This is a genomic window from Gymnodinialimonas ulvae (assembly GCF_037543845.1).
Lineage (GTDB): Bacteria > Pseudomonadota > Alphaproteobacteria > Rhodobacterales > Rhodobacteraceae > Gymnodinialimonas > Gymnodinialimonas ulvae.
In genome coordinates this window covers 63865-85475 of sequence record NZ_JBBIFX010000004.1, presented here as the reverse complement: position 1 = coordinate 85475, position 21611 = coordinate 63865, and the positions used below count along the sequence as shown (strand labels likewise).

The 21611-nt window shown below is 64.6% G+C and carries 26 protein-coding genes and 1 other RNA gene; 12 read left to right on the top strand and 15 right to left on the bottom strand.

Features of this window, described 5'->3' with window-relative positions:
* Positions 1-53: 53 nt before the first annotated feature.
* Entirely contained in the window at positions 54-701 is a 648-nt protein-coding gene (locus tag V8J83_RS17490) for an inner membrane-spanning protein YciB (RefSeq protein ID WP_339987777.1), read from the top strand.
* Here V8J83_RS17490 and V8J83_RS17485 read toward each other — a convergent pair.
* Complete coding sequence (locus tag V8J83_RS17485; RefSeq protein WP_339987776.1) at positions 655-1494, bottom strand: pseudouridine synthase; 840 nt, start codon at positions 1492-1494, stop codon at positions 655-657. The two genes, V8J83_RS17490 and V8J83_RS17485, sit on opposite strands and share 47 nt — an antisense overlap.
* A 54-nt stretch (positions 1495-1548) precedes the next feature.
* On the opposite strand from V8J83_RS17485, the gene V8J83_RS17480 reads away from it, so the two are divergent.
* Positions 1549-1998 (top strand): nucleoside deaminase, encoded by a 450-nt coding sequence (locus V8J83_RS17480; protein WP_339987775.1) that lies wholly within the window; start codon positions 1549-1551, stop codon positions 1996-1998.
* A gap of 88 nt (positions 1999-2086) precedes the next feature.
* Here the strand turns inward: V8J83_RS17480 and rnpB are convergent.
* From rnpB to gatC, 5 genes are all read right to left on the bottom strand, one after another.
* Positions 2087-2491: RNase P RNA component class A (rnpB, locus tag V8J83_RS17475), an RNA gene on the bottom strand.
* Positions 2492-2677: 186 nt separating this feature from the next.
* Positions 2678-3352: an N-acetylmuramoyl-L-alanine amidase gene (locus V8J83_RS17470; RefSeq protein ID WP_500796470.1), complete on the bottom strand. Its 675-nt coding sequence runs from the start codon at positions 3350-3352 to the stop codon at positions 2678-2680.
* Positions 3348-3989: a hypothetical protein gene (locus V8J83_RS17465; RefSeq protein ID WP_339987774.1), complete on the bottom strand. Its 642-nt coding sequence runs from the start codon at positions 3987-3989 to the stop codon at positions 3348-3350. Before V8J83_RS17465 ends, V8J83_RS17470 begins: the two co-directional genes overlap by 5 nt.
* 55 nt (positions 3990-4044) lie before the next feature.
* Positions 4045-5529 (bottom strand): Asp-tRNA(Asn)/Glu-tRNA(Gln) amidotransferase subunit GatA, encoded by a 1485-nt coding sequence (gatA, locus tag V8J83_RS17460; protein ID WP_339987773.1) that lies wholly within the window; start codon positions 5527-5529, stop codon positions 4045-4047.
* Entirely contained in the window at positions 5529-5816 is a 288-nt protein-coding gene (gene gatC, locus V8J83_RS17455; RefSeq protein WP_339987772.1) for an Asp-tRNA(Asn)/Glu-tRNA(Gln) amidotransferase subunit GatC, read from the bottom strand. Before gatC ends, gatA begins: the two co-directional genes overlap by 1 nt.
* A 123-nt stretch (positions 5817-5939) precedes the next feature.
* Here gatC and V8J83_RS17450 point away from each other — a divergent pair, with 123 nt between their 5' ends.
* On the top strand, positions 5940-6632 hold the full coding sequence (locus V8J83_RS17450; RefSeq protein WP_339987771.1) for a metal-dependent hydrolase: 693 nt from the start codon (positions 5940-5942) through the stop codon (positions 6630-6632).
* Between the two features lie 124 nt (positions 6633-6756).
* Here the strand turns inward: V8J83_RS17450 and V8J83_RS17445 are convergent, their stop codons facing one another.
* From V8J83_RS17445 to V8J83_RS17425, 5 genes are all read right to left on the bottom strand, one after another.
* On the bottom strand, positions 6757-7263 hold the full coding sequence (locus tag V8J83_RS17445; protein WP_339987770.1) for a GNAT family N-acetyltransferase: 507 nt from the start codon (positions 7261-7263) through the stop codon (positions 6757-6759).
* Positions 7264-7380: 117 nt separating this feature from the next.
* Complete coding sequence (gene rpmG, locus V8J83_RS17440; RefSeq protein WP_011454349.1) at positions 7381-7548, bottom strand: 50S ribosomal protein L33; 168 nt, start codon at positions 7546-7548, stop codon at positions 7381-7383.
* Positions 7549-7662: 114 nt separating this feature from the next.
* Entirely contained in the window at positions 7663-8895 is a 1233-nt protein-coding gene (gene chrA, locus V8J83_RS17435) for a chromate efflux transporter (protein ID WP_339987769.1), read from the bottom strand.
* Between the two features lie 207 nt (positions 8896-9102).
* The gene (locus V8J83_RS17430) at positions 9103-9885 is read right to left on the bottom strand and encodes a Bax inhibitor-1/YccA family protein (RefSeq protein WP_339987768.1); all 783 of its coding nucleotides are present in this window, start codon (positions 9883-9885) and stop codon (positions 9103-9105) included.
* 136 nt (positions 9886-10021) lie between these two features.
* Positions 10022-10246 (bottom strand): DUF1127 domain-containing protein, encoded by a 225-nt coding sequence (locus V8J83_RS17425; protein WP_339987767.1) that lies wholly within the window; start codon positions 10244-10246, stop codon positions 10022-10024.
* A 122-nt stretch (positions 10247-10368) separates the two neighbouring features.
* Here V8J83_RS17425 and V8J83_RS17420 point away from each other — a divergent pair, with 122 nt between their 5' ends.
* Entirely contained in the window at positions 10369-11223 is an 855-nt protein-coding gene (locus V8J83_RS17420) for a LysR family transcriptional regulator (protein ID WP_339987766.1), read from the top strand.
* A 22-nt stretch (positions 11224-11245) separates the two neighbouring features.
* Here the strand turns inward: V8J83_RS17420 and V8J83_RS17415 are convergent, their stop codons facing one another.
* A complete protein-coding gene (locus V8J83_RS17415) occupies positions 11246-12205 on the bottom strand; it encodes an NADPH:quinone oxidoreductase family protein (protein WP_339987765.1) in 960 nt (319 codons plus the stop codon).
* A 227-nt stretch (positions 12206-12432) separates the two neighbouring features.
* Between V8J83_RS17415 and V8J83_RS17410 the strand changes: the two genes are divergently transcribed.
* The 4 genes from V8J83_RS17410 to V8J83_RS17395 all read left to right on the top strand — a co-directional run bounded on the left by V8J83_RS17410 (position 12433) and on the right by V8J83_RS17395 (position 15723).
* The gene (locus tag V8J83_RS17410; protein WP_339987764.1) at positions 12433-12819 is read left to right on the top strand and encodes a helix-turn-helix domain-containing protein; all 387 of its coding nucleotides are present in this window, start codon (positions 12433-12435) and stop codon (positions 12817-12819) included.
* Between the two features lie 76 nt (positions 12820-12895).
* Positions 12896-13708, top strand: a complete 813-nt coding sequence (gene hisN, locus V8J83_RS17405; RefSeq protein WP_339987763.1) for a histidinol-phosphatase — start codon at positions 12896-12898, stop codon at positions 13706-13708.
* Positions 13701-15035, top strand: coding sequence for an 8-oxoguanine deaminase (locus V8J83_RS17400; protein WP_339987762.1), 1335 nt, complete (start codon positions 13701-13703; stop codon positions 15033-15035). Before hisN ends, V8J83_RS17400 begins: the two co-directional genes overlap by 8 nt.
* Positions 15036-15231: 196 nt before the next feature.
* On the top strand, positions 15232-15723 hold the full coding sequence (locus V8J83_RS17395; RefSeq protein ID WP_339987761.1) for a CAP domain-containing protein: 492 nt from the start codon (positions 15232-15234) through the stop codon (positions 15721-15723).
* On the opposite strand, the gene V8J83_RS17390 is transcribed toward V8J83_RS17395, so the two are convergent.
* Complete coding sequence (locus tag V8J83_RS17390; RefSeq protein WP_339987760.1) at positions 15693-16610, bottom strand: DMT family transporter; 918 nt, start codon at positions 16608-16610, stop codon at positions 15693-15695. The genes V8J83_RS17395 and V8J83_RS17390 overlap by 31 nt on opposite strands.
* A 147-nt stretch (positions 16611-16757) precedes the next feature.
* Between V8J83_RS17390 and V8J83_RS17385 the strand changes: the two genes are divergently transcribed.
* Positions 16758-16940 carry a hypothetical protein gene (locus V8J83_RS17385; RefSeq protein ID WP_339987759.1) on the top strand — a complete coding sequence of 61 codons (183 nt, stop codon included), beginning with the start codon at positions 16758-16760 and terminating at the stop codon, positions 16938-16940.
* 77 nt (positions 16941-17017) lie between these two features.
* Here the strand turns inward: V8J83_RS17385 and ilvC are convergent, their stop codons facing one another.
* Positions 17018-18040, bottom strand: a complete 1023-nt coding sequence (gene ilvC, locus V8J83_RS17380; RefSeq protein WP_339987758.1) for a ketol-acid reductoisomerase — start codon at positions 18038-18040, stop codon at positions 17018-17020.
* 132 nt (positions 18041-18172) lie between these two features.
* Here ilvC and V8J83_RS17375 point away from each other — a divergent pair, with 132 nt between their 5' ends.
* From V8J83_RS17375 to V8J83_RS17365, 3 genes are read left to right on the top strand one after another with little or no spacing between them, the layout of a single operon-like run.
* Positions 18173-18628, top strand: a complete 456-nt coding sequence (locus tag V8J83_RS17375) for an Lrp/AsnC family transcriptional regulator (protein WP_339987757.1) — start codon at positions 18173-18175, stop codon at positions 18626-18628.
* Entirely contained in the window at positions 18625-19077 is a 453-nt protein-coding gene (locus V8J83_RS17370; RefSeq protein WP_339987756.1) for an Lrp/AsnC family transcriptional regulator, read from the top strand. The genes V8J83_RS17375 and V8J83_RS17370 overlap by 4 nt, the downstream gene beginning before the upstream one ends.
* Positions 19078-19125: 48 nt before the next feature.
* On the top strand, positions 19126-20256 hold the full coding sequence (locus V8J83_RS17365; protein ID WP_339987755.1) for an aminotransferase class V-fold PLP-dependent enzyme: 1131 nt from the start codon (positions 19126-19128) through the stop codon (positions 20254-20256).
* Between the two features lie 98 nt (positions 20257-20354).
* Here the strand turns inward: V8J83_RS17365 and V8J83_RS17360 are convergent, their stop codons facing one another.
* A complete protein-coding gene (locus V8J83_RS17360) occupies positions 20355-21560 on the bottom strand; it encodes a UbiH/UbiF family hydroxylase (RefSeq protein WP_339987754.1) in 1206 nt (401 codons plus the stop codon).
* Between the last annotated feature and the right edge of the window lie 51 nt (positions 21561-21611).

Sequence of the window (21611 nt, the reverse complement as noted above, 5' to 3'; positions counted from 1 at the left end):
TCGAGATGCGGGTGCCGGTTTGCGTGGCCCGTCGCGTGACAAGGAAAACGACGATGGCCGAAGAACGCGCGATTAATCCCTGGCTGAAGAACGGTCTCGAACTTGGGCCGCCGATCCTGTTTTTCATCGCTTATCTGCGGTTGGAGGATACGACCGTCACGGTCGGCGGGACGGAGTATGACGGCTTCATCATCGCCACGGCGGCGTTTGTGCCGATCTTGCTGGCGACGACGGCGATCCTGTGGAAATTGACCGGGGTTATCTCGCGAATTCAGGTGTTTACCGCGATCCTGGTGGTGTTCTTCGGGGCGCTGACCGTGTGGTTCAACGACCCGCAATTCTTCAAGATGAAGACGACGATCGTCTATGCGTTCTTTGCAGTTATGTTGGGGATCGGTTTGGCGCGCGGCCAATCCTACCTGAAGTTTCTGATGGGCGACCGGCTACCAATGGCGGACGAGGGTTGGATGATCATGACCAAGCGGCTGGCGCTGGCGTTCGTTGCGATGGGCGTGGCCAACGAGGTGATCTGGCGCACCCAAAGCGACCGGTTCTGGGTCACGTTCGAGACTTTCGTGCTGCCCGCGTTCCTGTTCGTCGTCTTCATGTCGCAGGCCCCGCTGATCGAGCGGTTCAGCCTCGAGGAGGATTCTGTCAGCGACCGGGACGAGTCGGACGACGCGCCGGGCCCGTCTTCCTGAGCGATTTGCCGGGTTTCGCGGCACCGGCCGCCGGTTTCTTTCGGCGGGGTTTGGCCTCCGCATGGCCTTCGGTGGCGGCCTCAAGGCCCAGTTGGTCGCGCAGCACGCGGGGGCGGACTTCCTCGACTTCACCGGCTTTGATCTGCGCGAGGCGAAACGGCCCATAGGAGATCCGGATCAGGCGGTTCACCTCCATCCCGATCTCGGACATGGCGCGGCGGATCTCGCGGTTTTTTCCTTCACGCAGGCCGACGGTGACCCAGGCATTCGCGCCCTGTTGGCGATCCAGCGTGATGTCCATCGGCTGAAACCGCTCGCCCTCGGCCACGATCCCCTTGCGCAGGGCGGTAAAATCCTCGTCCTTAGGCGCGCCCTTGATCCGCACGCGGTATTTGCGCACCCAGCCGGTGGAGGGCAGTTCCAGCTTGCGTTTGATCCCGCCATCATTGGTCAACAGCAGCAGCCCCTCGGAGGTCAGATCGAGTCGCCCGACGCTCATCACCCGCGGCATGGTTTCGGGGAGGGCGTCGAACACGGTCTTGCGGCCCTTTTCGTCGGCGGTCGTCGTCACGAGGCCGCTTGGCTTATGATAAAGCCACAGGCGCGGGCGCTCGATCTCGGGCAAGGGCGCGCCGTCGACCAACACCTTGTCGCGCTCGGTGATGTTGAGCGCCGGGCTGTCGATAACCTGGCCGTTGACCGATACGCGACCCTCGCCGATCATGCGCTCGGCCTCCCGGCGCGAGGCCACGCCCGCGCGGCTCAGAACTTTTGCGATACGATCTCCGTCCATGGCGTTGGCCTACAGGTTTGACAGGCCGCGCGAAAGCGGCAATGGCTGCGCGCCATGAGCCAATTCACCGATTTCATGCCCGACGCCCTGATCGAGGCCCGTGCCGCCGCCGCACGCGGAGAGGTCCCGGTGGGCGCGGTGGTGGTCAAGGACGGGCAGGTCATCGCGCGCGCGGGCAACCGGATGCGCGCCTTGCGCGACCCCACGGCCCATGCCGAGATGCTGGCGATCCGCGCGGCTTGCGCGGCGTTGAAAACCGAACGTTTGGCGGGATGCGCGCTTTGGGTGACCCTAGAGCCATGCCCGGCCTGTGCCGGTGCCATTGCGGCCGCCCGCCTGGAAAAACTCTACTACGCCGCCTCCGATCCCAAATCCGGCGGTGTGGCTCAGGGCCCGCGCGTGTTCGATCACCCTCAGGCGCACCATCGCCCTGACATCTACGCGGGCCTGCACGAGGCCGAGGCCGCGGGCCTTCTCAAAGCCTTCTTCAACGCGCGCCGGTAGCCCTTTCATCTTGCCCAAAAAACCTCCGCCGGAGGCATCCGGCCTTGGCCAAGCCGACCAGTCGTCGCCATATCTTGGGTCGATCAAAACGCGCGGAGGGCCTGTAAGCCGGATTCTGTCCAACCGAGGGTCTCCCCTCGGAATAGATGACCATTCCTCTCGACGACCCGTTGCCGGGCCGTTCCAGCTGCCAACCCGGACCGCGGGGTGAAGCCCCCATCATGCGGTCCCTATTCGGCATTGCTCCCGGTGGGGCTTGCCATGCGAGCCCTGTTGCCAAGGCCCCGGTGGGCCTTACCCCACCGTTTCACCATCGACACGCATGCGTGCCTGTCTGTTCTCTGTGGCGCTTTCCGTCGGATTGCTCCGCCCGGGCGTTACCCGGCACCGTCTCTTCAGGGAGTCCGGACTTTCCTCGGCACGGCGTTGGCTTTGCAAACCCGTGTCAGCCGTGGTGGTGCCTTTTCAAAGAAAAGGTCACGAGACCGGCCCCTTGGATCATGTCAAAGCAAACAGCGCACCGCGGCCATCCAGCCCTCCGCGCGAGGCCCGCTTACGCCGCCATGCCACGCCGTTCAACCCCCATAGCGCCGCGCCAGATCGGCTATCACTGCGCAGTCCAGCGTGTTTTCGTCTTGAAAACGCGCGGGTCCGGCAGTTGGGTTCTGACGGCGTGCCGTCAGGTTCCGACGAGAGGGCGCCCGTATCGCCGCGCCAGATCGGCCATCACGGCGCAGTCCCTCCCATCCAATGGCCCCCGCGCCCACGGGCGGAAGCGCATACGCATGACGTCGAGCAACAGCTCGTCCCCCATCTCTCCATATCCAAACGCGGTCGCATCACGTCGAAACGCCTCTGCATCCGCGACGTCGCCCGATGCCTCGGACCAGACTGCAAGCCCCTGCCGCGCCAAACGTTTCCAATCGAACCGCCGCCCGGGGTCGATTTTGCGGCCCGGAGCCATGTCGGAATGGCCAATGACCCCCTCTGGCGCGATCCGGTGATCTGCGAGGAGCGCAGCGAGGAGCGATTGAAGCGCCGCCATCAAAGGTTCGGAAAACGGTGTTGCGCCGTCATTGTCGAGTTCGATCCCGATGGAGCGCGAATTCACATCGCCCGCCCCGCGCCAGCTGCCTTGACCTGCGTGCCAGGCGCGCAATGCGGGATCGACCAGCTCGAACACATGCCCGTCGCGCCCAATCAGGTAATGGGCGGAGACCTCGCGCGCGGGGTCGCACAGCGCCCGCGCCGCGCCGGCGCAATCGGTCATGGCGGTGTAATGAAGCACGACAAGTTCGGGCCGCAGACCATCGCGCCTGTCCCCGAAATTCGGGCTTCTTATGGAGCGATCAATTCCCAGTTTCGGTGGAAATCTGAAGCGGGTCGCCGAGCACGTCCGTGACCGGAGCGGGTGCGACAGCGGGAGCGGTCCCGTTGGCCGCCGCAGCATCCGAGCGATAGCCCGCAGGGTCAAACCCGCAGACAAAGCCGTCTCCATCGGGGTCGAGGCCCATCGGATCGCGTTCCGGTCCGCCTTCACGCAGGAACGCGTCCTGAGCGAGGTCGCGGCTTTCGAACCTCCCGCAATCGGAGGCGTTGTTGCGGCGAAACGGGTTGCGACGCCATTGCCGGTCGCCGGGCGCATGGGAGGTGCGGATCGCAAACGCGGCCACACGCGGGATGATCGGCGGCGGCAGAACGTCAGAGGCCTGCTGCGGCTGGATGTTGTCAAAGACGCCACCGGTGGGGGTGTCGGCCTGTTCGGCTTCGGCAATTGCGCCGGCCGCGATGCCTTCGATCGAGCTGGGGTCAAACGCGCCGGTTGCGCCTTGCGGTGCTGCGCCTTGATCAAAAGGCGTGGCCGAGATCTGCCCGTCCGTGCCCGGGGGCGGGCTGCCCACGGAGCCCAGTCCGCTGTCCTGTTGCAGGCCCGGGGAGACATCATTGGGCGTGCTGGCGCAGGCGGACAATGCCAAGAGGGCAACGGCCATAAGGGGTTTTGTCAGGGTCACGGTTTTCAACTCTCGCGCTTGATGTTGCCCGTGCCTACCACCAACGGGCAGGCTTTTCCACAAAGCCTGCCGCCTGCTCCAGCGCATAGGCGGTGTTCAGCAGATCGCCCTCTTCCCAAGGTCGTCCGATGAGCTGCAGACCAAGGGGCAGGCCATTGCGGTCGAGACCGGTTGGCACGGCCACGCCGGGCAGGCCGGCGAGGTTCACGGTCACGGTAAACACGTCGTTGAGGTACATCTGCACCGGGTCGGCGACCTCCTGGCCCAATTCGAACGCGGCGGAGGGCGTGGCGGGGGTCAGGATCGCGTCGATGCCATCGGCGAAGACCTGATCGAAGTCGCGTTTGATCAGGGCGCGAACCCGGCGGGCACGGTTGTAATAGGCATCGTAGAAGCCCGCCGAAAGCACGTAGGTGCCAATCATGACGCGGCGTTTGACCTCGGGCCCAAAGCCTTCGGCGCGGGTCTTTTCATACATCTCGGTGATGCCGTCGCCGGGTGCCATTTCGGCGCGGTAGCCGAAGCGCACGCCGTCATAGCGCGCGAGGTTGGACGAGGCCTCCGCCGGTGCGATCACGTAATAAGTGGGCAGCGCGTATTTGGTATGCGGCAGGGAGATGTCGCGGATCTCGGCGCCCGCATCGCGCAGCATCGCGGTGCCCTTGGCCCAGAGCGTTTCGATCTCGTCGGGCATGCCGTCCATGCGGTATTCTTTCGGAATACCAATGACTTTGCCCTTGATGTCGCCGGTCAACATGGCCTCGAAATCGGGCACTGGCACGTCGGCGGAGGTGCTGTCTTTGGCGTCGTGGCCCATCATCGCGGCGCCCATGATGGCGGCGTCGCGCACGGTTTTGGTCATCGGCCCGGCCTGGTCCAGCGAGGAGGCGAAGGCCACGATGCCCCAGCGCGAGCAGCGCCCGTATGTGGGTTTGAGGCCCACAGTGCCAGTGAAGGCGGCGGGTTGGCGGATCGAGCCGCCGGTGTCGGTGCCGGTCGCGGCCAGGCACAGGTCGGCGGCCACGGCGGAGGCGGACCCGCCCGAAGACCCGCCCGGCGTCAGCGCGGCGTCGGAATTGCCCGCGCGCCAGGGGTTCACGGCGTTGCCGTAGACCGAGGTCTCGTTGCTGGAGCCCATGGCGAATTCGTCCATGTTCAGCTTGCCAAGCATGACGGCGCCTGCGTCGCGCAACTGGCCCGAGACGGTCGATTCGTACTCCGGCTTGAAGCCTTCGAGGATCTTTGAGGCGGCCTGAGACGGCACCCCTTCGGTGCAGAACAGATCCTTGATGCCGACGGGAATGCCGCACATGTCGGGCGCGTCGCCGGCTTTGATCCGGGCATCGGCGGCCGTTGCGCGTTCCATCGCGAGCTCCGGCGTTTTGTGGGCAAAGGCCCCCAACGCATCGGCCGCGTCGATCGCCGACAGGCAGGCTTGGGTCAGCTCGACCGAGCTGACGTCGCCCTTGCGCAGCGCGTCGCGCGCCTCGGCGATGGTGAGTTTGTTGAGATCGGGCATTATTCGACCACCTTGGGAACCGAGAAAAAGCCTTCGCGCGCGTCGGGGGCATTGGCCAGAACACGTGCCGCCTGATTGCCGTCGGTGACAACATCCTTGCGCCGTTTCAGGCGTTGCGGCGTGACCGAAACCATCGGCTCGATGCCGTCGACATCGACCTCTTCGAGCTGTTCGATGAAGCCGAGGATGGCGTTGAATTCCTGGGCGAGGGCCGGAAGATCGGCCTCTTCGACCTTGATCCGGGCGAGTTTCGCAACCTTGGCGGCGGTGGCGGTGTCGATGGACATGGCGCGGTGGTATCCTTTGTCAGATCGGCCCGGGTTTAGCGGGGCGCGGCAGGGGCTTCAAGCGCGCTTGCGTGATGGCCGCCTGGCGCTAGGCTGCAGGAAGCGAAATCGGGAGGATGTGCGATGCGATATACATGGTTGGGCCATGCCGGGGTGCGGTTGGAGATCGGGGGCGAGGTGTTGCTGATCGACCCGTGGCTTGAGGGCAATCCGGTATTCCCGGCTGATCGGCGGGCAGAGGCTCTGGCCGGGGCAACGGCGATCCTGGTGACGCATGGACACGGCGATCACACCGGCGGGGTTGTGGAACTGGCCCGGGAATTGGGCGTGCCGATCTATGGGATCTACGATCTGATGTCGTATTGGGGCGAGGCGCACGGGATCGACGTCCTGGGCTTCAACAAGGGCGGCACGGTGCAGATTGGCGCGGTGGCCGTGACGATGGTGCACGCGGTGCATTCCTCGTCCGTCGGGGGGGCGGATGGCCCCGTCTATGCGGGTGGTGAGGCGGGGTATATGATCGAAGGCGAGGGGCGCGTGGTCTATGTCTCGGGCGACACGGATGTGATGGCCGACATGTCGGTGTTGCAGGATCTGCACGGGCCCGAGATCGGCATCCTGTGTGCGGGCGGGCATTTCACGATGGATATGAAACGCGCGGCTTATGCGGCGTCAAAACTGTTCCGGTTCCAGACGGTGATCCCGGTGCATTACAAGACGTTCCCATTGTTGGAGCAATCGGCGGAACCGCTGCGCGCCGCGCTGCCCGGGGTGCGGGTGCTGGACCCGGATGTGATGGAGGCGGTGGAGTTGTAAGGATGTGGGGGCAGAGCGGTGATCCTTGGGGGCCAGCCCCCAAACCCCCGAGGTATTTGGAAAGCAAAGAGGGGGCGGCCCGCGCGGTGAGAGGGCTGCGCGGGCCGCAGGCGATCCGGGCGGCTCAGAGCGCGCGGATCATCTCGACCGCCGGGAAGCTGATGCCGGGGCGCAGCAGGATGTCGATCTCGCCGCGCCGCTGGAAGCCGAGCGCGGTGTAAAACGGCTCGGCCGTGCGGGTCGATTGGCACATCATCCAGCGCACGCCCGAGGCCCGCGCCGCGGCGAAGCTCCGCTGTAGGATCGCGCGCGCAAGGCCGCGCCGCGTGGCATCGGGGCGGGTGACGACGTGGCGGATATGGCCCACATCGCGTGGGCCGACACCGCCCTGCGGCGCGCCGTGGGTCCAGCCGCCTGCGGCCAGCGCGCGGCCGTCGTCGCCTTCGGCCATGTAGTAGGAGCCGCAGCGCAGCAGGTCGGGGCGGGCGCGGGTGATGAGCGGCAGGCAAGTGACCAGGGTCGAGGGTTTGTAATCGGGCTTCAGCAATACCGGGTAGGACGCCGCGAGAAGCGCGTCGATGGCGGGCAGATCGCCCGCGCTGGTGGCTCTGATGACGATGTCTTCAACCATGGCCCTGTCCTCCTGTGTGTTGGGCCGACCTGCGCTTTGGGGTGCGCGCAGGACAAAGAAAAAGGCCGCGTCGATTGCTCGGCGCGGCCTTTTGTCGGGTCTTTGGAAGGGGGGATCTTACTTGATCTTGCCTTCCTTGTATTCGACATGCTTGCGCGCCACGGGGTCGTACTTTCGTACGACCATCTTCTCGGTCATCGTGCGTGCGTTTTTCTTGGTCACGTAGAAGTGGCCCGTGCCCGCGGACGAGTTGAGGCGGATCTTGATCGTGGTTGGCTTCGCCATGGTCGGGCTCCTGCAAGGTCGGGGCGGGCGGCCCCGCTGTCCGGGATTTGCCGCGCTCGCGCGTGTTCTGGTAGAGACGCGCCTTTTACCGGGGCTGTTGTCCGAGTCAACACCTCAAATCAAACCCGCAAAGATCGAGGCCGTGATCCCGGCTGTGGCCATGAGTGGCAGGACTGCCAAAAGGTCCCATTTGCGCCACAGCAGCAGGATGGCTGCGAGGGCCGACAGCGCCAGCGCCACCGGATCGAAGGCTTCGGGAGCGAAGGTGCCGGCGTCGAACCAGACGTTGAGGGCGAACCACACCGACAGGTTCGCGATCACGCCCACAACCGCCGCCGTGATGCCGTTCAGCGCCCCGGTCAGGCGCGGGCGCGTGGCGACCCACTCCACGTAGGGCGCGCCGGCGAAGATCCACAGAAAGCAGGGCACGAAGGTGACCCAAAGGGTGATGATTGCGGCGGTGAACCCCATGCCCCAGCCGCCGGCCTGCGCGCCCGCCAGAAAGCCCACGAATTGCGTCACAAGGATCAGCGGGCCGGGGGTGGTTTCGGCGAGGCCGAGCGCGTCGATCATCTGGTCCGTGGTGAGCCAGCCGTAGCCCTGCACGACCTCCTGGACCATGTAGGCCAGCACCGCGTAGGCACCGCCAAAGGTGACGAGCGCGAGCGTCGCGAAGAACAGGGCGATGTCGGAAAGGAGGTCCGGGGCGAAGAGCCAAAGGCCGAGGAGCGGGGCGAGCCAGAATGTGGCCCAGAGCACGATCGTGCCGAGCGTCCGGGTTGGCGAGGTGGTCAGGGGCGGGGCCTGTTGCGGCGCGCCGCGCAAGGCCAACGCGCCGATCAACGCGGCGGCGAGGATGATCAGCGGGAATGGCACGGACAGGGCGAAGATCGCCACGAAGGCGGCCAGTGCGAGCGCGTAGGCGACCGGGCGGGTCAGGGCCCGGCGCGACAGTTTCAACAGCGCCTGAATGACAATCACGATCACGGTGGCCTTGATCCCGAGAAACGCCGCCGCGACCCAAGACACACTGCCGTAAGTGGCATAAGCACTGGCCAGTGCGAGGATCACCACCGCGCCGGGCAGCACGAAGAGGAGCCCGGCGATGAGCCCGCCGCGTGTGCCGTGCAGTCGCCAGCCCGCATAAGTGGCCAGTTGCATCGCCTCGGGCCCGGGCAGCAGCATGCAGAAGCTGAGCGCGTTGAGGTATTGCCGCTCGGTCAGCCAGGGGCGGTCCTCGACCAGTTCCTTGTGCATCAGCGCGATCTGGGCCGCAGGGCCACCGAAGCTGAGCAGGCCGATGCGTCCGAAGACACGGGTCAGGTCTGAGACTGTGGGGCCGGTCATGGGCGCGCCTCCTGCGCGGTTGGATCATGGGCCTCTTGTGCGACGCTTTCATGACGCAGCACGCCCCGAAAGGCGAGATCAAAGGTCGGGACGCGCGCCGTTTGCGGGGATGCCCCGCTGTCCAAGTCGTTGGAACCGCACGGCTTCGACCAACGAAAAAGGGCCGGGGAAATCCCCGGCCCTCTTGGTATCGCGCGGGTGGGCGCGTTATTCTTGCTGACCCATGAACATCAGCAGGAACTGGAACATGTTCAAGAAGCTGATGTAGAGGCTCAGCGCGCCGTCGACGGCAGCTTTTTCCAGCCATTCCACATCGCCGTGCTGTGCGTGGGCCACGTAGGTGGCCTTGATTTCCTGCGTGTAGTAGGCGGTCAGGCCGGCAAAGATCAGGATGCCGATGGCCGAGATGGCGAACATCATGGCTGGCGATTGCAGGAAGAGGTTGATCACCATCGCCACCAGAAGGCCGATCACGCCCATCACGAGGAAGGTGCCCATGCCGGACAGGTCTTTCTTCGTGGTGTAGCCCCAGAGGCTGAGGCCCGCGAAGGCGATGGCAGTCACGAGGAACGTCTGCACGATCGAGAAGCTGGTGAACACGATGAAGATCGAGCTCATCGACAGGCCCATCGCAGCGGCGAAGGCGAAGAAGCCAAACGACACCGCTGCGGCCGAGCCGCGACGCATCAATGCGCCCCAGCCGAACAGCAGGAAGGCGAGCGGTGCGAACATGATCACCCAGCGCAGCGGCGAGGTGTAGATCGCAGCACCCATACCGGTCAGCATGGTGCCATTGGCCAGTTGCACGGTGGCTTGGCTCGGGTCGGTCGTTGTCGCCAGTACCGAGATGGCCCATGCGGCAGCGGCCGTGATGAGCATGCCGAGGGACATCGTCCCGTAGACTTTGTTCATGTGGGCGCGCAGGCCCGCGTCGATCTCCGCGGCGGAGGTCGCGATGCCTTGGGCGCGCATCGTCTGATATTCAGCCATTTGGTCCTCCAAACATTGGGTAAGGCCCGAATTTCGGACCTCTCGCATGTGAATATCGGTGAGGTGGCGGGTTTTTTCAAGCAAACGACCCCTATGGTAACCATAAGGGTCGATAGTTTTTAGCTATTGGATGAGGTCAAAGCCGCCAAGCGCTCGGCGCATCCCAGATCGGGCGGCCGACTTCACGGCGCACCTCGGCGCCGCTCAGGCCGACGTCACACCGCATATGCGCATCGAGGCGATTTAAGTGCTGGCGCTGGCGCCAGACCGCGATCATGCGCCGGAAGACGGACAGGCGGACCTTGGGGGCGGACGGCACGCTGCTGGTGACGTTGGGGAGGGACAGGGGGAGATCGGCCATGGGTCTTCCTTTCAGATTTGTGACGAAATATCCATTTCGCATTCCGTTATGTGATGTATGGACCGGCCCAATTCATTTTGATAGTGAATGATTGTGAAGATTTACATCACAAGGATTGATGAATGCCCCGAAATCTCGATCTGACCGCATTGCGCGCCTTTGTGGCGGTTGTGGACGCGGGCGGGGTCACCAAGGCCTCGGGTTTTCTGAACCTCACGCAATCCGCAGTGTCGATGCAGCTCAAGCGGTTGGAAGAAGCGTTGGATGTGGCGCTGTTCAACCGCGCCGAACGCAAGCTGAACCTGACCGGCGCGGGCGAGCAGATGCTCAGTTACGCGCGCCGGATGCTGGAGCTGAACGACGAGGTGTTGGGCCGCCTGACGGCCAAGGAATACGAGGGCACGATATCGCTTGGGGTGCCGCATGACGTCGTCTACCCCGCGATCCCCGAGGTGCTGCAACGATTCAACACCGCTTTTCCCCGGATGCGGGTGCAATTGTTGTCGATGGGCACGATCAACCTCAAGGCGGCCTTTGCGCGGGCCGAGGTGGATGTGATCCTGACCACCGAAGAGGACGTCGACCGGGGCGGCGAGACGCTTCTGGAGCGACCGATGGTCTGGGTTGGGGCGCAGAACGGGCAGATGTGGCGGCAGCGCCCGCTGCCACTTGCCCTGGAGGATGCGTGCATCTTTCGCGGGCCCGCCTTGTCGGCGCTGGATGCGGCGGGAATATCCTGGGAGCTGGCGGTGGAGGCGGATTCGATCCGCACCGTCGAGGCCACGGTCAGCGCCGATTTGGCCGTGCATGCGATCATCGAGGGTACGGAATCGCCCTATGCCGAGAAGATCGAGCATGGCGGCGCGTTGCCCGCGCTGCCGCGCATCCAGATCAACATGTACCGCACGGAGTTGAAACGCAGCGAGCCGCTGGATGCGCTGGTCGGGTTTCTGCGGCAGGCCTATCGCGCGATGTGACCCGCCAGGGCGGCGTGGCCTCTCAGATCGTCACGACGACCTTGCCCGAGACCTTGCGCTGCCGCAGCAGGTCCATGGCTTCGCCGGCCTGCTCCAACGGGCGCGTCGCGCCGATATGGGGCTTGAGTGCGCCGTCGCGGTACATGTCCATCAGCTGTCCCAGGCTTTTGGCCAGTCGTTCGGGCGCCCATCGCAAATACCCGCCCCAATAGAAACCTATGGCGTCAATGTTCTTGACCAGCAGGTGATTGGCCGGGATCTGCGGGATGTCGCCGCTGGCAAAGCCGATCACGACAAGCCGCCCACCGGGGTTTGTGGCGCGCATCGCGGCCTTGAACCCGTCTCCGCCGACTGCGTCATAGACCACGTCTGCACCGCCAAGGGCCTTCACCTCGGCGCGGATATCGGCGGTCTCGCTGTCGAGCACATGGGCCGCGCCCGCGGCTTTGGCCACGGCCAGTTTCTCGGGGCCGCGCGCCACGGCGATAACCTCCGCCCCCATGGCGGTCCCCAACTCCACCGCCGTGAGGCCCACACCGCCCGCAGCCCCCAGAACCAGCAGCCGTTCGCCGGGTTTGAGATGCGCGCGGTCGGTCAGCGCGAGGTGCGACGTGCCATAGGCCACAATGAAGCCGGCGGCATGGTCAAAAGGCATCTCGTCTGGGATCACGACGCAGCGCTCTGCCGCGAACACGCCCGCGTCGGCCAATCCACCCGCGCCCTCAAAGACCGCGACACGGGCGCCCACGGGCGGGTGGCTGACGCCTTCACCCAAGGCCTCAACCGTGCCCGCGATTTCCATGCCAAGCGTAAACGGCAGGGCGGGCGTGTCCTGATAGGTGCCCTTTGCCATCAAAAGATCGGCAAAGTTCAACCCGCAGGCCTTGATGCGGATTTTCACCTGTCCAGGGCCCGGCGCGGGCTCGGAGATTTCGGTCACCTCGGGGGCAACCCCATGATCTGACACCACAAATGCACGCATGCTCTCGCCCTCCACCGGCTTGACTTGCCTTGGCCTAGCGCGTCCGCTGCGCCCTGGCCAGAGGATGCGCGCGCGAGACGGGCGATAAAATACTCAACCTGTCATTGAATAGCTTGGGCAGTACACTACCATGGCGTCAAGGCAATGCAGCGTTCAGACCGCGGCGTTGAGGACGATAAGCGATGAAGTGACGGGCGACCGGTTTCAAAGTGGGAGGGAGGCATCTTATGAAGCACCCGATAGACGTCCATGTGGGCAAGCGCATTCGCCATCGCCGTTGGATGGTGGGCATGACCCAGCAGCAGCTCGCCGGCCATGTCGGCATCAAGTTCCAACAGATCCAGAAATACGAGACGGGCATGAACCGCGTTTCGGCCTCGCGGCTTTGGGACATTTCCGCGGCTCTGTCGGTTCCGGTGGCCTATTTCTTCGAAGGGATCGAGGGGGAGGTCGCGGAAAAAGCGCCCGCAACCACAGTCGAGGGCGTGCCCGGCGATCTTCTGGCCGACAAGGAGGCGCTCGAATTGGTGCGGTCCTACTACGCGATCCCCGAGAACCAGCGCCGCCGCCTGTTCGATCTGGCGCGCGTGTTGTCCGATTCTGCGGCGGCCTGAGCCGCACAGCCGGACGTGACTTGACGTGGCCCCCGGCCCGGTGCACCCCGAGATGCAACCGGACCGGGACCGCGCTATGACTGATCTTACCCCCGAACTTCAGGCCGAGCTTGTGGCCTGCGCCCACGCGATGGCAGATGCCGCACGCAGAGCGATCTTGCCGCATTTTCGCGGGACTGCTTTGAACACGGTCTCGAAAGAGGTCGACCGTTACGACCCCGTCACAGTCGCCGACCGGGCCGCCGAGGCCGCGATGCGCGCCGTATTGGCGCAGGTGCGCCCGGACGACGCGATCCTCGGCGAAGAGGAGGGCGCGCAGGACGGCACCACGGGCCTGACCTGGGTGCTTGACCCGATCGACGGCACGCGGGGTTTTGTGTCCGGCACGCCGACATGGGGGGTTCTGATTTCGCTCAACACGGCTGACGGCCCGGTCTATGGCATCATCGACCAGCCCTACATCGGCGAGCGTTTCGAAGGCGGCTTCGGTCGGGCGCAATTGGCCGGCCCGCAAGGTGCGCGCGCTCTGGCCGTGGCTCCGTCGTCCGCCCTGGCCGAGGCGACGTTATTCACCACCTTCCCCGAGGTCGGAACCCCGCAGGACCGCACCGGATTCGAGGCGGTGCGCGATGCCGTGAAACTGGTCCGCTATGGCTGCGATTGCTACGCCTATGCGTTGCTTGCGGCGGGTCAGATCGACCTGGTGATCGAGGCGGGGCTGAACGCCTACGACATTGCCGCGCCCATCGCGGTGATCGAAGCGGCGGGCGGGATTGTCACAGATTGGGACGGCGGGCCGGTACACGAGGGCGGACGGGCGCTCGCGGCGGCTTCGCCCGCGCTGCACGCCGAGGCAATGGCGTTGTTGAAAGGCGCGCTCCATGGGTGAGGTCGTGCTGAAGAATGTGGGCCTTGCGTTGACGATGAATGACGCGGGCGACGAATGGCGCGATACTGATATCCTTTTGAAAAACCGGCAGATTGCTGCCGTGGGTCCGGGCTTGTCTGCGCCCGAGAGCCTTGATTGCAGCGGCTGTCTTGTGACGCCGGGTCTGGTGAACACCCATCATCATCTTTACCAAACCCTGACCCGTGCCGTGCCGGGCGCGCAGGACGCAGCGCTATTTGGATGGCTGCAAACGCTGTACCCGATCTGGGCGCGGTTCACGCCCGATCATATGCGCACGTCGGCGGTCGTGGGCCTCGCGGAATTGGCGCTTTCGGGCTGCACGACGTCATCCGATCACCTTTATCTATACCCCAACGGCGCGCGGCTCGACGATACGATTGATGCCGCCGCCGAAGTCGGCTTGCGGTTCCATCCGACGCGCGGCGCGATGTCCATCGGTGTGTCCGACGGTGGCTTGCCGCCCGACACGCTGGTCGAAAACGAAGCCGCGATCCTGGACGATTGTATCCGGGTGATCGACGCTTTTCACGATCCTTCACCGGCCTCCATGTGCCGCGTCGGGGTCGCGCCATGTTCGCCCTTTTCGGTGAGCCGCGAGTTGATGCGCGACGCGGCGCTACTCGCGCGGGATAAGGGGGTGATGCTGCACACCCATCTTGCGGAAAACGATGAAGATATTTCCTATTCGCTCGAAAAGTTCGGCTGTCGGCCCGGGGAATATGCGCAAGATCTCGGGTGGGTGGGCGATGATGTGTGGCATGCCCATTGCGTCAAGCTCGACGGGGTCGAAATTGATCTGTTCGCGCGCTCCGGCACGGGTGTTGCGCATTGCCCGTGTTCCAATTGCCGCCTCGCGTCGGGCATCGCGCCGGTGCGGGCAATGCGGGATGCGGGCGTGAAAGTCGGCCTTGGTGTGGATGGCTCGGCCTCCAACGATGCGGGCTCACTGATCGACGAGGCGCGCCAGACCTTGCTTTTGCAACGGGTGGCCTCGGGTCCGCAGGCCATGTCGGCGCGCGAAGCCTTGCGCATCGCGACACGCGGCGGCGCGGAGGTTTTGGGACGAGGCGCAGAGCTTGGGCAGATCATGCCGGGGTTCCGCGCGGATTTGGCGATCTGGGATATGCGCGGGGTCGCGGCGGCGGGCAGTTGGGACATGGCAGCACTTCTGCTGGCGGGCCCGCGGCAGGTGCGGGACCTGTTTGTTGAAGGCCGCCGCGTGGTGGCGGATGGACAGATTGCAACCACCGACCTGATCCCCCACCTTGAGGAACAGCGGCGCTTGGCGCGAGAGCTTGCCGACTGAGTGAGTTTCGAAAATCCTACATGGAATAACTGCAATCGATGCCGATGCATCCTCAGAATTCCGCTTTTCGAACTCTGTCCAAAACTTATCCCCAGATTTGCTCACACGCCCGGTATGGCCCGAAGTCCGCCCTCTTGCCGTAGACTCCGCACTCAGGCATCTTGTGCGCAATCGAGCAAACAAGGGATCACGACAGATGAAGATCCGGGCAATTGCCGCAATGGCAACCATTGGGCTGGCTTTGGCCGCCTGCACCCCAACCGTTCCCAGCCGTGGCACAAGCGACGCGCCACAGCGCCTGACCTTCGGCCAAAGTGTTGATATCGCCGCCGTCGGTGCGCGGGTGTCTGCGCTTCGGGCGCAAAATGGGCTGACCCGCCCTCTGGCGCATTCCGCACCGCTTCAGGCCGCGGCTCAGGCGCATGCCGATGACATGGCGCGCACTGGCAATTTCAGCCACACGGGCTCCAATGGTTCAACGCTGACGACGCGCACGCGGGCGGCCAGTTACAACGCCTGTTTCGCAGCGGAAAACATCGCCGCCGGGCAGGGCAGCGTGCAGCAGGTGTTCGTCGATTGGATGAATTCGCGCGGGCACCGTCGCAACATCCTCGCCCCACAGGCCACGCAATTCGGCTTCGCGCGGAGCGGTCCCTACTATGTTCTGGTTCTTGGCCGCAGCTGCTGAGCGATGGCGCGCGATTGGCTGATGCCGATCCCCAGCAGGATGATCCCGAGCGCCCAGAAAAGCTGCGCGGGCAATGTCTCGCCCATCAGGGTCACACCAAAGATTACCGCCCAAAGCGGGACCATGTAGCTGGTCAGCGACATGAACAGCGACCCTGCGGTGGTGATCACGCGCACGCGGATAATTGCCGCCAATCCGGTCGGCAGAAGCGCAACGTAAAGTAGCGCCCACAAGGCATCCCACCGTGTCAGGACCGGCGCGCCCTCGATCACGATCGCCAATGGCACCAGCGCCAGCGCTCCGATCACCATGCTGGCGGAGGCAAAGGCCACCGGCGGGATCGGCGGCGCACGACGGGTCACGACGGAGCCCACCGCATAGCACGCCGCCGCCCCCACGCAGGCCAAGCGCCCGGCCAGGGTGCCGTCGCCAAACGCGCCCGGCCCCATCAGCACCATCAACCCGACGAACCCGAGGATCACGCCGATGATCCGGCGCGGGCCGATCCCCTCGTCCGGTGAGAACAGCGCGACCAGCGGCAACACCAAAAGCGGAACCGATCCCATCGCCACACCCGCAAAGGCCGACGGCACTTGCGTCAGGCCCCAGCTGAGCAAGGCGAAGGGCAAAGCTGTTGCAACCAAACCCATAAACGTCACGACGGCCCAAGCATGCCGGCCCTTGATCGTGCCAAGCCCCTGGCACATCAGCGCGCCCACCGGCAGCAGGATCAATGCGGCCAACCCAACGCGTCCGGCCGTGATCCACCACGGCGTCAGCCCCGTCAGCGCGGTGGCCACGCCCATGAATGCCGTGCCCCAGATGATCCCGAGCGCCACGATCAGACCCCAGTTCAACACCCCCGGCGCGGTGGGCGACGCGCTCATGCTTCGGGTGTCCGACGATGTGTGCGGGGATGCGTAGGGGCGATCATTGGCCAGATGTGGCGTGCCCGGCCCGAGGGGTCAACCAATCGTCTGTGGAACGAAAGGCTGGTTTGCGCGTTGGATGTTGAGAACCGCAACAACCGGAGAATGACAATGGAAACCTGGTATTTCCTCGCAGGGCTGTTCCTGTTCACAATGGTAGCCTTCCTCCTTTGGGCCACGCTCAGCAAGAAGCGCGTCGAAGACCGCCTAGATGATCCCGATGCACCAAAATCGTCGTTGGCCAAGGATGGACCGGGCCCGAACCCCGTCACCGCGCCACGCCGCTAACCGGTCGCGCAAACACGAAAAAGGCGCGCCCCCTCCTCCCAAAAGGGGCGCGCCCAAGAACCGTGGTCGCTCGACCGTCAGTTCTTTGATTTGTCGACCATTTTCCCGTCGGAAATCCACGGCATCATCGCACGCAGTTTTTCGCCAACTTCTTCGATCTGGTGCGCGTCATTCATGCGGCGCGTGCCCTTGAAGAATGGCTGACCCACCTGATTTTCGGCCATGAAATCACGCACAAATTTACCGGTCTGGATGTCGGTCAGGATCGCCTTCATCTCCTTCTTGGTCTGCTCATAGGGCAGCACGCGCGGGCCGGAAACGTATTCGCCGTACTCGGCGGTGTTGGAGATGGAGTAGTTCATGTTGGCGATGCCGCCTTCGTAGATCAGATCCACGATCAGCTTCACCTCGTGCAAGCATTCGAAATAGGCCATCTCGGGCGCATACCCCGCCTCGACCAGCGTTTCAAAGCCCATGCGGATGAGTTCCACAAGGCCGCCGCAGAGCACGGCCTGTTCCCCGAAGAGGTCGGTCTCGCATTCTTCGCGGAAGTTGGTTTCGATGATGCCCGAGCGCCCGCCGCCGATGGCCGAGCAGTAGGACAGGCCAATCTCAAGCGCACGGCCCGAGGCGTCGTTGTTCACGGCCACAAGGCAGGGGACGCCGCCGCCTTTGGTGTATTCTCCGCGCACCGTGTGGCCGGGGCCCTTGGGCGCCATCATAATGACATCAACGCCGGGCTTGGGCTCGATCAGGCCGAAATGCACGTTCAACCCGTGGGCAAAGGCGATCGCCGCGCCGTTTTTAAGATTGTCGTGGACGTATTTCTTGTAGGTTTCGGCCTGCAATTCGTCGGGCATGGTGAACATGATCAGGTCGGCCCAAGCGGCGGCCTCGGCGATGCCCATGACCTTGAGGCCCTCGCCTTCGGCCTTCGCGGCGCTGGCCGAGCCGTCACGCAGCGCGACAACCACGTTCTTAGCGCCCGAGTCGCGCAGGTTCAGCGCATGGGCGTGACCCTGGCTGCCGTAGCCAAGGATCGCCACGTTCATGTCCTTGATCAGGTTCACATCGCAATCGCGATCATAGTAAACGCGCATGTCTTTCTCCCTGTGGGTTAAATCTTTGACGGATATGTGGCGGATTGGCTGTGTGAAGTCTCCGTTTGAATTTGCATCAGCGCTCGGCTATTGGAGAAAATCATGTGCAAAATGCGAAATATTTGACTATTCATGCTCGACGACAGCGACCGACGGCTCCTTCGCCACCTTCAGGCGGACCCTGCGCAACCCATCGGAGCGCTGGCCGAAGTCGCGCGCCTGCCACTGGCCACGGCCTACAAACGGCTGGAAAAACTGTACGCCACCGGCGTTCTGCGCGGCCAACATGCGGTGATCGACTGGCAGGCGCTCGGCTATTCGGTCGAAGTCAGCTTGCGCATCACGCTCGACAAAACACGCGCGCAGGCCTTCGATGAATTCATTGCCGCCGCCCGCGACGTGCCCGAGATCATCGAAATCCAGACCTTTCTGGGCCGTGTCGACGCGCGCCTGAAAATCATCGCCCGCGACTTGGCCGAGTACCAGCAGATCTACCGCAACAATATCCTGACCCTGCCTCACATCGCCGATATCGAGGCGCTGATGCAGGTCGCCACGATCAAGAATAGCCAGGCACTCCCGCTGTGACCCCCGACGCCACCGACCTCGCCATTCTCCGGCATCTTGCCCGCGATGCGACACTCAAAGCGTCCGAGATCGGTCGCCGTGTGGGCCTCAGCCAGCCAGCCACGTGGCGCCGCATTCAACGCCTGACCGAAGCCGGCATCCTCGCCGGCCGCCGCCTCGACCTCGATGCCGAGAAGCTCGGCTTCGGCGTGACCGTTTTTCTGGGCGTTAAACTGTCCGCCAAATCCCGCACCAACCTTGAGGATTTCGAGCGCGCCATCACCGCCATTCCCGAGGTGCAGACGGTTGAACATGTCCTTGGCCTTTACGATTACCGCCTTCGCGTCACCGCCCGCGATTTGCCGGATTTCGAACGCGTCCTGCGCCGCCGCATCATGACCCTGCCAAGCGTCGGAAACGTGGAGGCCAACGTGCTTTTGTCCGAGGAACAACGCCCCGGACCGTTGTAGGCTGCGCCGCAACGCCTTATCCCTGAAGGCGGATTGGAGGACCTACCCATGAATGCGCTTTTGCCCGATATCGATCCCGATGGCCTGCTGGAATATTCCGTCGTCTTCACCGACCGGTCGCTCAACTCCATGAGCCAGGCCTTTCAGGGCGTGATGACCGACATCTCCGCGATGTTGAAACAGGTCTACAATGCCGATGCGGTCGCCCTGATCCCCGGCGGCGGGACCTTCGGGATGGAGGCCGTGGCCCGCCAATTCGCGCAGGACACCGACGTTTTGGTGGTGCGCAATGGCTGGTTCAGCTTCCGCTGGTCGCAAATCCTCGATGCAGGCGGGTTTGCGGGCGAGGTGACGGTGATGAAGGCGCGCCAGACCGGCAATGCGGCGACGTCACCCTTCGCGCCCGCGCCGATCGACGAGGCGACGCAGAAAATCCGCGAGACCAAACCTGGCATCGTGTTCGCGCCGCATGTGGAAACCTCGGCCGGTGTGATCCTGCCTGACGCCTACATCACCGCATTGGCGGCGGCGGCCCATGAGGTCGGCGCGCTGATGGTGCTCGATTGCATCGCCTCGGGCTGCGCCTGGGTCGATATGCGGGCCACGGGTGTTGATGTGCTGATCTCCGCGCCGCAAAAGGGCTGGTCGGCGCAGCCCTGCGCGGGGCTGGTGATGATGTCCGACCGCGCCGTTGCGCGGATGGAAGACACCCAATCCAACAGCTTCGCAGGCGATCTGAAGGGCTGGCACAAGATCATGCAGGCCTATGAGAACGGCGGCCATGCCTACCACGCGACACTGCCGACCGATGCGCTTCGGGTGTTCCGCGACACGATGGTGGAAACCCGCGAATTCGGCTTTGACAAGCTGAAGGATGCGCAATGGGCGTTGGGCGACGGCGTGAGGTCGATGTTGGCCCGGAAAGGCGTTCAATCGGTGGCAGCCGATGGGTTCGGCGCGCCCGGCGTGGTGGTGAGCTACACGGACGATCCGGCGATCAAATCGGGCGCAGCCTTCGCCGCCCACGGCATGCAGATCGCGGCGGGGGTGCCGCTACAGGTGGATGAACCTGAGGGCTTCATGACCTTCCGCCTGGGCCTTTTCGGCCTCGACAAACTCTACGATGTCGACGCCGCGCTGGAGCGGCTCAAGACCGTCATCGACAAGGTCTTCGCGTAGCATCAGAGCAAGCGTCCCGCGCCCGCCCCTCTTTGCTTTTCAAGTACCTCGGGGGTTTGGGGGCTGGCCCCCAAAAGGCGTGCCCCCAAACCGGGGTCCTAATTGAATGTGCCCATGCCCGCCCGCATCAACATGCGCCGCACCGGCGTTGCGCCATGCAAAAGCCCCAGCGCGCGCATCCTCAGGTCGCGCAGCGGCTGAATGCCCGTCATCGACGCGCGGTTGAGCGCATCGACACCAGCGACCCGCGCCGTCACCTCCGGCAGGCGCGCGCGGTTGTAGCGCGCCAACACTTCCGCCGTGCCCGGGTCCGCGCGATGGGCTTCGGCCTGATCCAGCAGCGCCTCGATATCCCCAAGGCTCATGTTGAGGCCTTGGGCCCCGATGGGCGGCACCACATGGGCGGCCTCGGCCACCAATGCGGTGCGTTCCGCCATCATGGAGGTGGCGCGCTGGCTGATGATCGGCCAGATCGTGCGGCGCGAGGCCAGCCGAAGCGGGCCATATAGATGCGCGGAACGGGCCGTCATCTCGGCCTCGAATGCGGTCTCGGGCAGGGCGGCCAAGCGTTGCGCTTGTGCGCCGGTTTCCATCCAGACCACCGCCGAGCAAGGCTGTCCGTCGTGGTCGGGAAGCGGGACGAGGGTGAAGGGCCCGCCGGTGCGGTGAATCTCGGTCGAGATGTTGTTGTGCGGTGCATCGTGGGTGACCGCGAAGGCCAGCGCCTTCTGCCCATAGCGCGTCGTGTGGACATCGAGACCCACCGCCGCGCGCGCCGGAGAGGCACGGCCATCGGCGGCGACCACCAGTTTCGTGCGCAGGCGGGTGCCGTCCTGCAGGCGCACCAACGCCTCGCCTTGCCGCGTCAGGATATGGGCGGTGCCGGTGCCGGGGCGGAACATGGCGTTGGGCAGGGATGCGAGATGGGCGACCATTTCGCGGCGCAGAAGCCAGTTCGGCAGGTTCCATCCAAAGGGGCCGTCCGAGATGTCGGAGGCGTCGAAATCATGGCTGGCGCGCGCGACCGGATCAGGCCCGCCCGCATCGACGATGCGCATGACCTGCAGGGGCGTGGCATGCTTCGCGAAGCGGTCCCACAGGCTGATCCGTTCCAGAAAGGCACGACCCGGTTGCAGGATCGCGGTGGTGCGCAGGTCGGCGCCCGCGGCCTCACGTTCGGTTACGGGCGGGGCAGGGTCGGCGCAGAGCGTGGTGAAACCCGCTTGCGCGAAGGCGATGGTTGCGACCAGCCCGGCCACGCCGCCGCCAGAGACGAAAATGTCGATATCTTGCAAATCACTCATGCATCGCAAGGTAGGCGCGGCGGGCGTGCGGGAAACGTGGCACTCTGTCTC

Coding starts and splice junctions, on each gene's coding strand:
- V8J83_RS17490 (WP_339987777.1), top strand. CDS start 54: ATGGCCGAAGAACGCGCGATTAATCCCTGGCTGAAGAACGGTCTCGAA.
- V8J83_RS17485 (WP_339987776.1), bottom strand. CDS start 1,494: ATGGACGGAGATCGTATCGCAAAAGTTCTGAGCCGCGCGGGCGTGGCC.
- V8J83_RS17480 (WP_339987775.1), top strand. CDS start 1,549: ATGAGCCAATTCACCGATTTCATGCCCGACGCCCTGATCGAGGCCCGT.
- V8J83_RS17465 (WP_339987774.1), bottom strand. CDS start 3,989: ATGGCCGTTGCCCTCTTGGCATTGTCCGCCTGCGCCAGCACGCCCAAT.
- gatA (WP_339987773.1), bottom strand. CDS start 5,529: ATGCCCGATCTCAACAAACTCACCATCGCCGAGGCGCGCGACGCGCTG.
- gatC (WP_339987772.1), bottom strand. CDS start 5,816: ATGTCCATCGACACCGCCACCGCCGCCAAGGTTGCGAAACTCGCCCGG.
- V8J83_RS17450 (WP_339987771.1), top strand. CDS start 5,940: ATGCGATATACATGGTTGGGCCATGCCGGGGTGCGGTTGGAGATCGGG.
- V8J83_RS17445 (WP_339987770.1), bottom strand. CDS start 7,263: ATGGTTGAAGACATCGTCATCAGAGCCACCAGCGCGGGCGATCTGCCC.
- rpmG (WP_011454349.1), bottom strand. CDS start 7,548: ATGGCGAAGCCAACCACGATCAAGATCCGCCTCAACTCGTCCGCGGGC.
- chrA (WP_339987769.1), bottom strand. CDS start 8,895: ATGACCGGCCCCACAGTCTCAGACCTGACCCGTGTCTTCGGACGCATC.
- V8J83_RS17430 (WP_339987768.1), bottom strand. CDS start 9,885: ATGGCTGAATATCAGACGATGCGCGCCCAAGGCATCGCGACCTCCGCC.
- V8J83_RS17425 (WP_339987767.1), bottom strand. CDS start 10,246: ATGGCCGATCTCCCCCTGTCCCTCCCCAACGTCACCAGCAGCGTGCCG.
- V8J83_RS17420 (WP_339987766.1), top strand. CDS start 10,369: ATGCCCCGAAATCTCGATCTGACCGCATTGCGCGCCTTTGTGGCGGTT.
- V8J83_RS17415 (WP_339987765.1), bottom strand. CDS start 12,205: ATGCGTGCATTTGTGGTGTCAGATCATGGGGTTGCCCCCGAGGTGACC.
- V8J83_RS17410 (WP_339987764.1), top strand. CDS start 12,433: ATGAAGCACCCGATAGACGTCCATGTGGGCAAGCGCATTCGCCATCGC.
- hisN (WP_339987763.1), top strand. CDS start 12,896: ATGACTGATCTTACCCCCGAACTTCAGGCCGAGCTTGTGGCCTGCGCC.
- V8J83_RS17400 (WP_339987762.1), top strand. CDS start 13,701: ATGGGTGAGGTCGTGCTGAAGAATGTGGGCCTTGCGTTGACGATGAAT.
- V8J83_RS17395 (WP_339987761.1), top strand. CDS start 15,232: ATGAAGATCCGGGCAATTGCCGCAATGGCAACCATTGGGCTGGCTTTG.
- V8J83_RS17390 (WP_339987760.1), bottom strand. CDS start 16,610: ATGAGCGCGTCGCCCACCGCGCCGGGGGTGTTGAACTGGGGTCTGATC.
- V8J83_RS17385 (WP_339987759.1), top strand. CDS start 16,758: ATGACAATGGAAACCTGGTATTTCCTCGCAGGGCTGTTCCTGTTCACA.
- ilvC (WP_339987758.1), bottom strand. CDS start 18,040: ATGCGCGTTTACTATGATCGCGATTGCGATGTGAACCTGATCAAGGAC.
- V8J83_RS17375 (WP_339987757.1), top strand. CDS start 18,173: ATGCTCGACGACAGCGACCGACGGCTCCTTCGCCACCTTCAGGCGGAC.
- V8J83_RS17365 (WP_339987755.1), top strand. CDS start 19,126: ATGAATGCGCTTTTGCCCGATATCGATCCCGATGGCCTGCTGGAATAT.
- V8J83_RS17360 (WP_339987754.1), bottom strand. CDS start 21,560: ATGAGTGATTTGCAAGATATCGACATTTTCGTCTCTGGCGGCGGCGTG.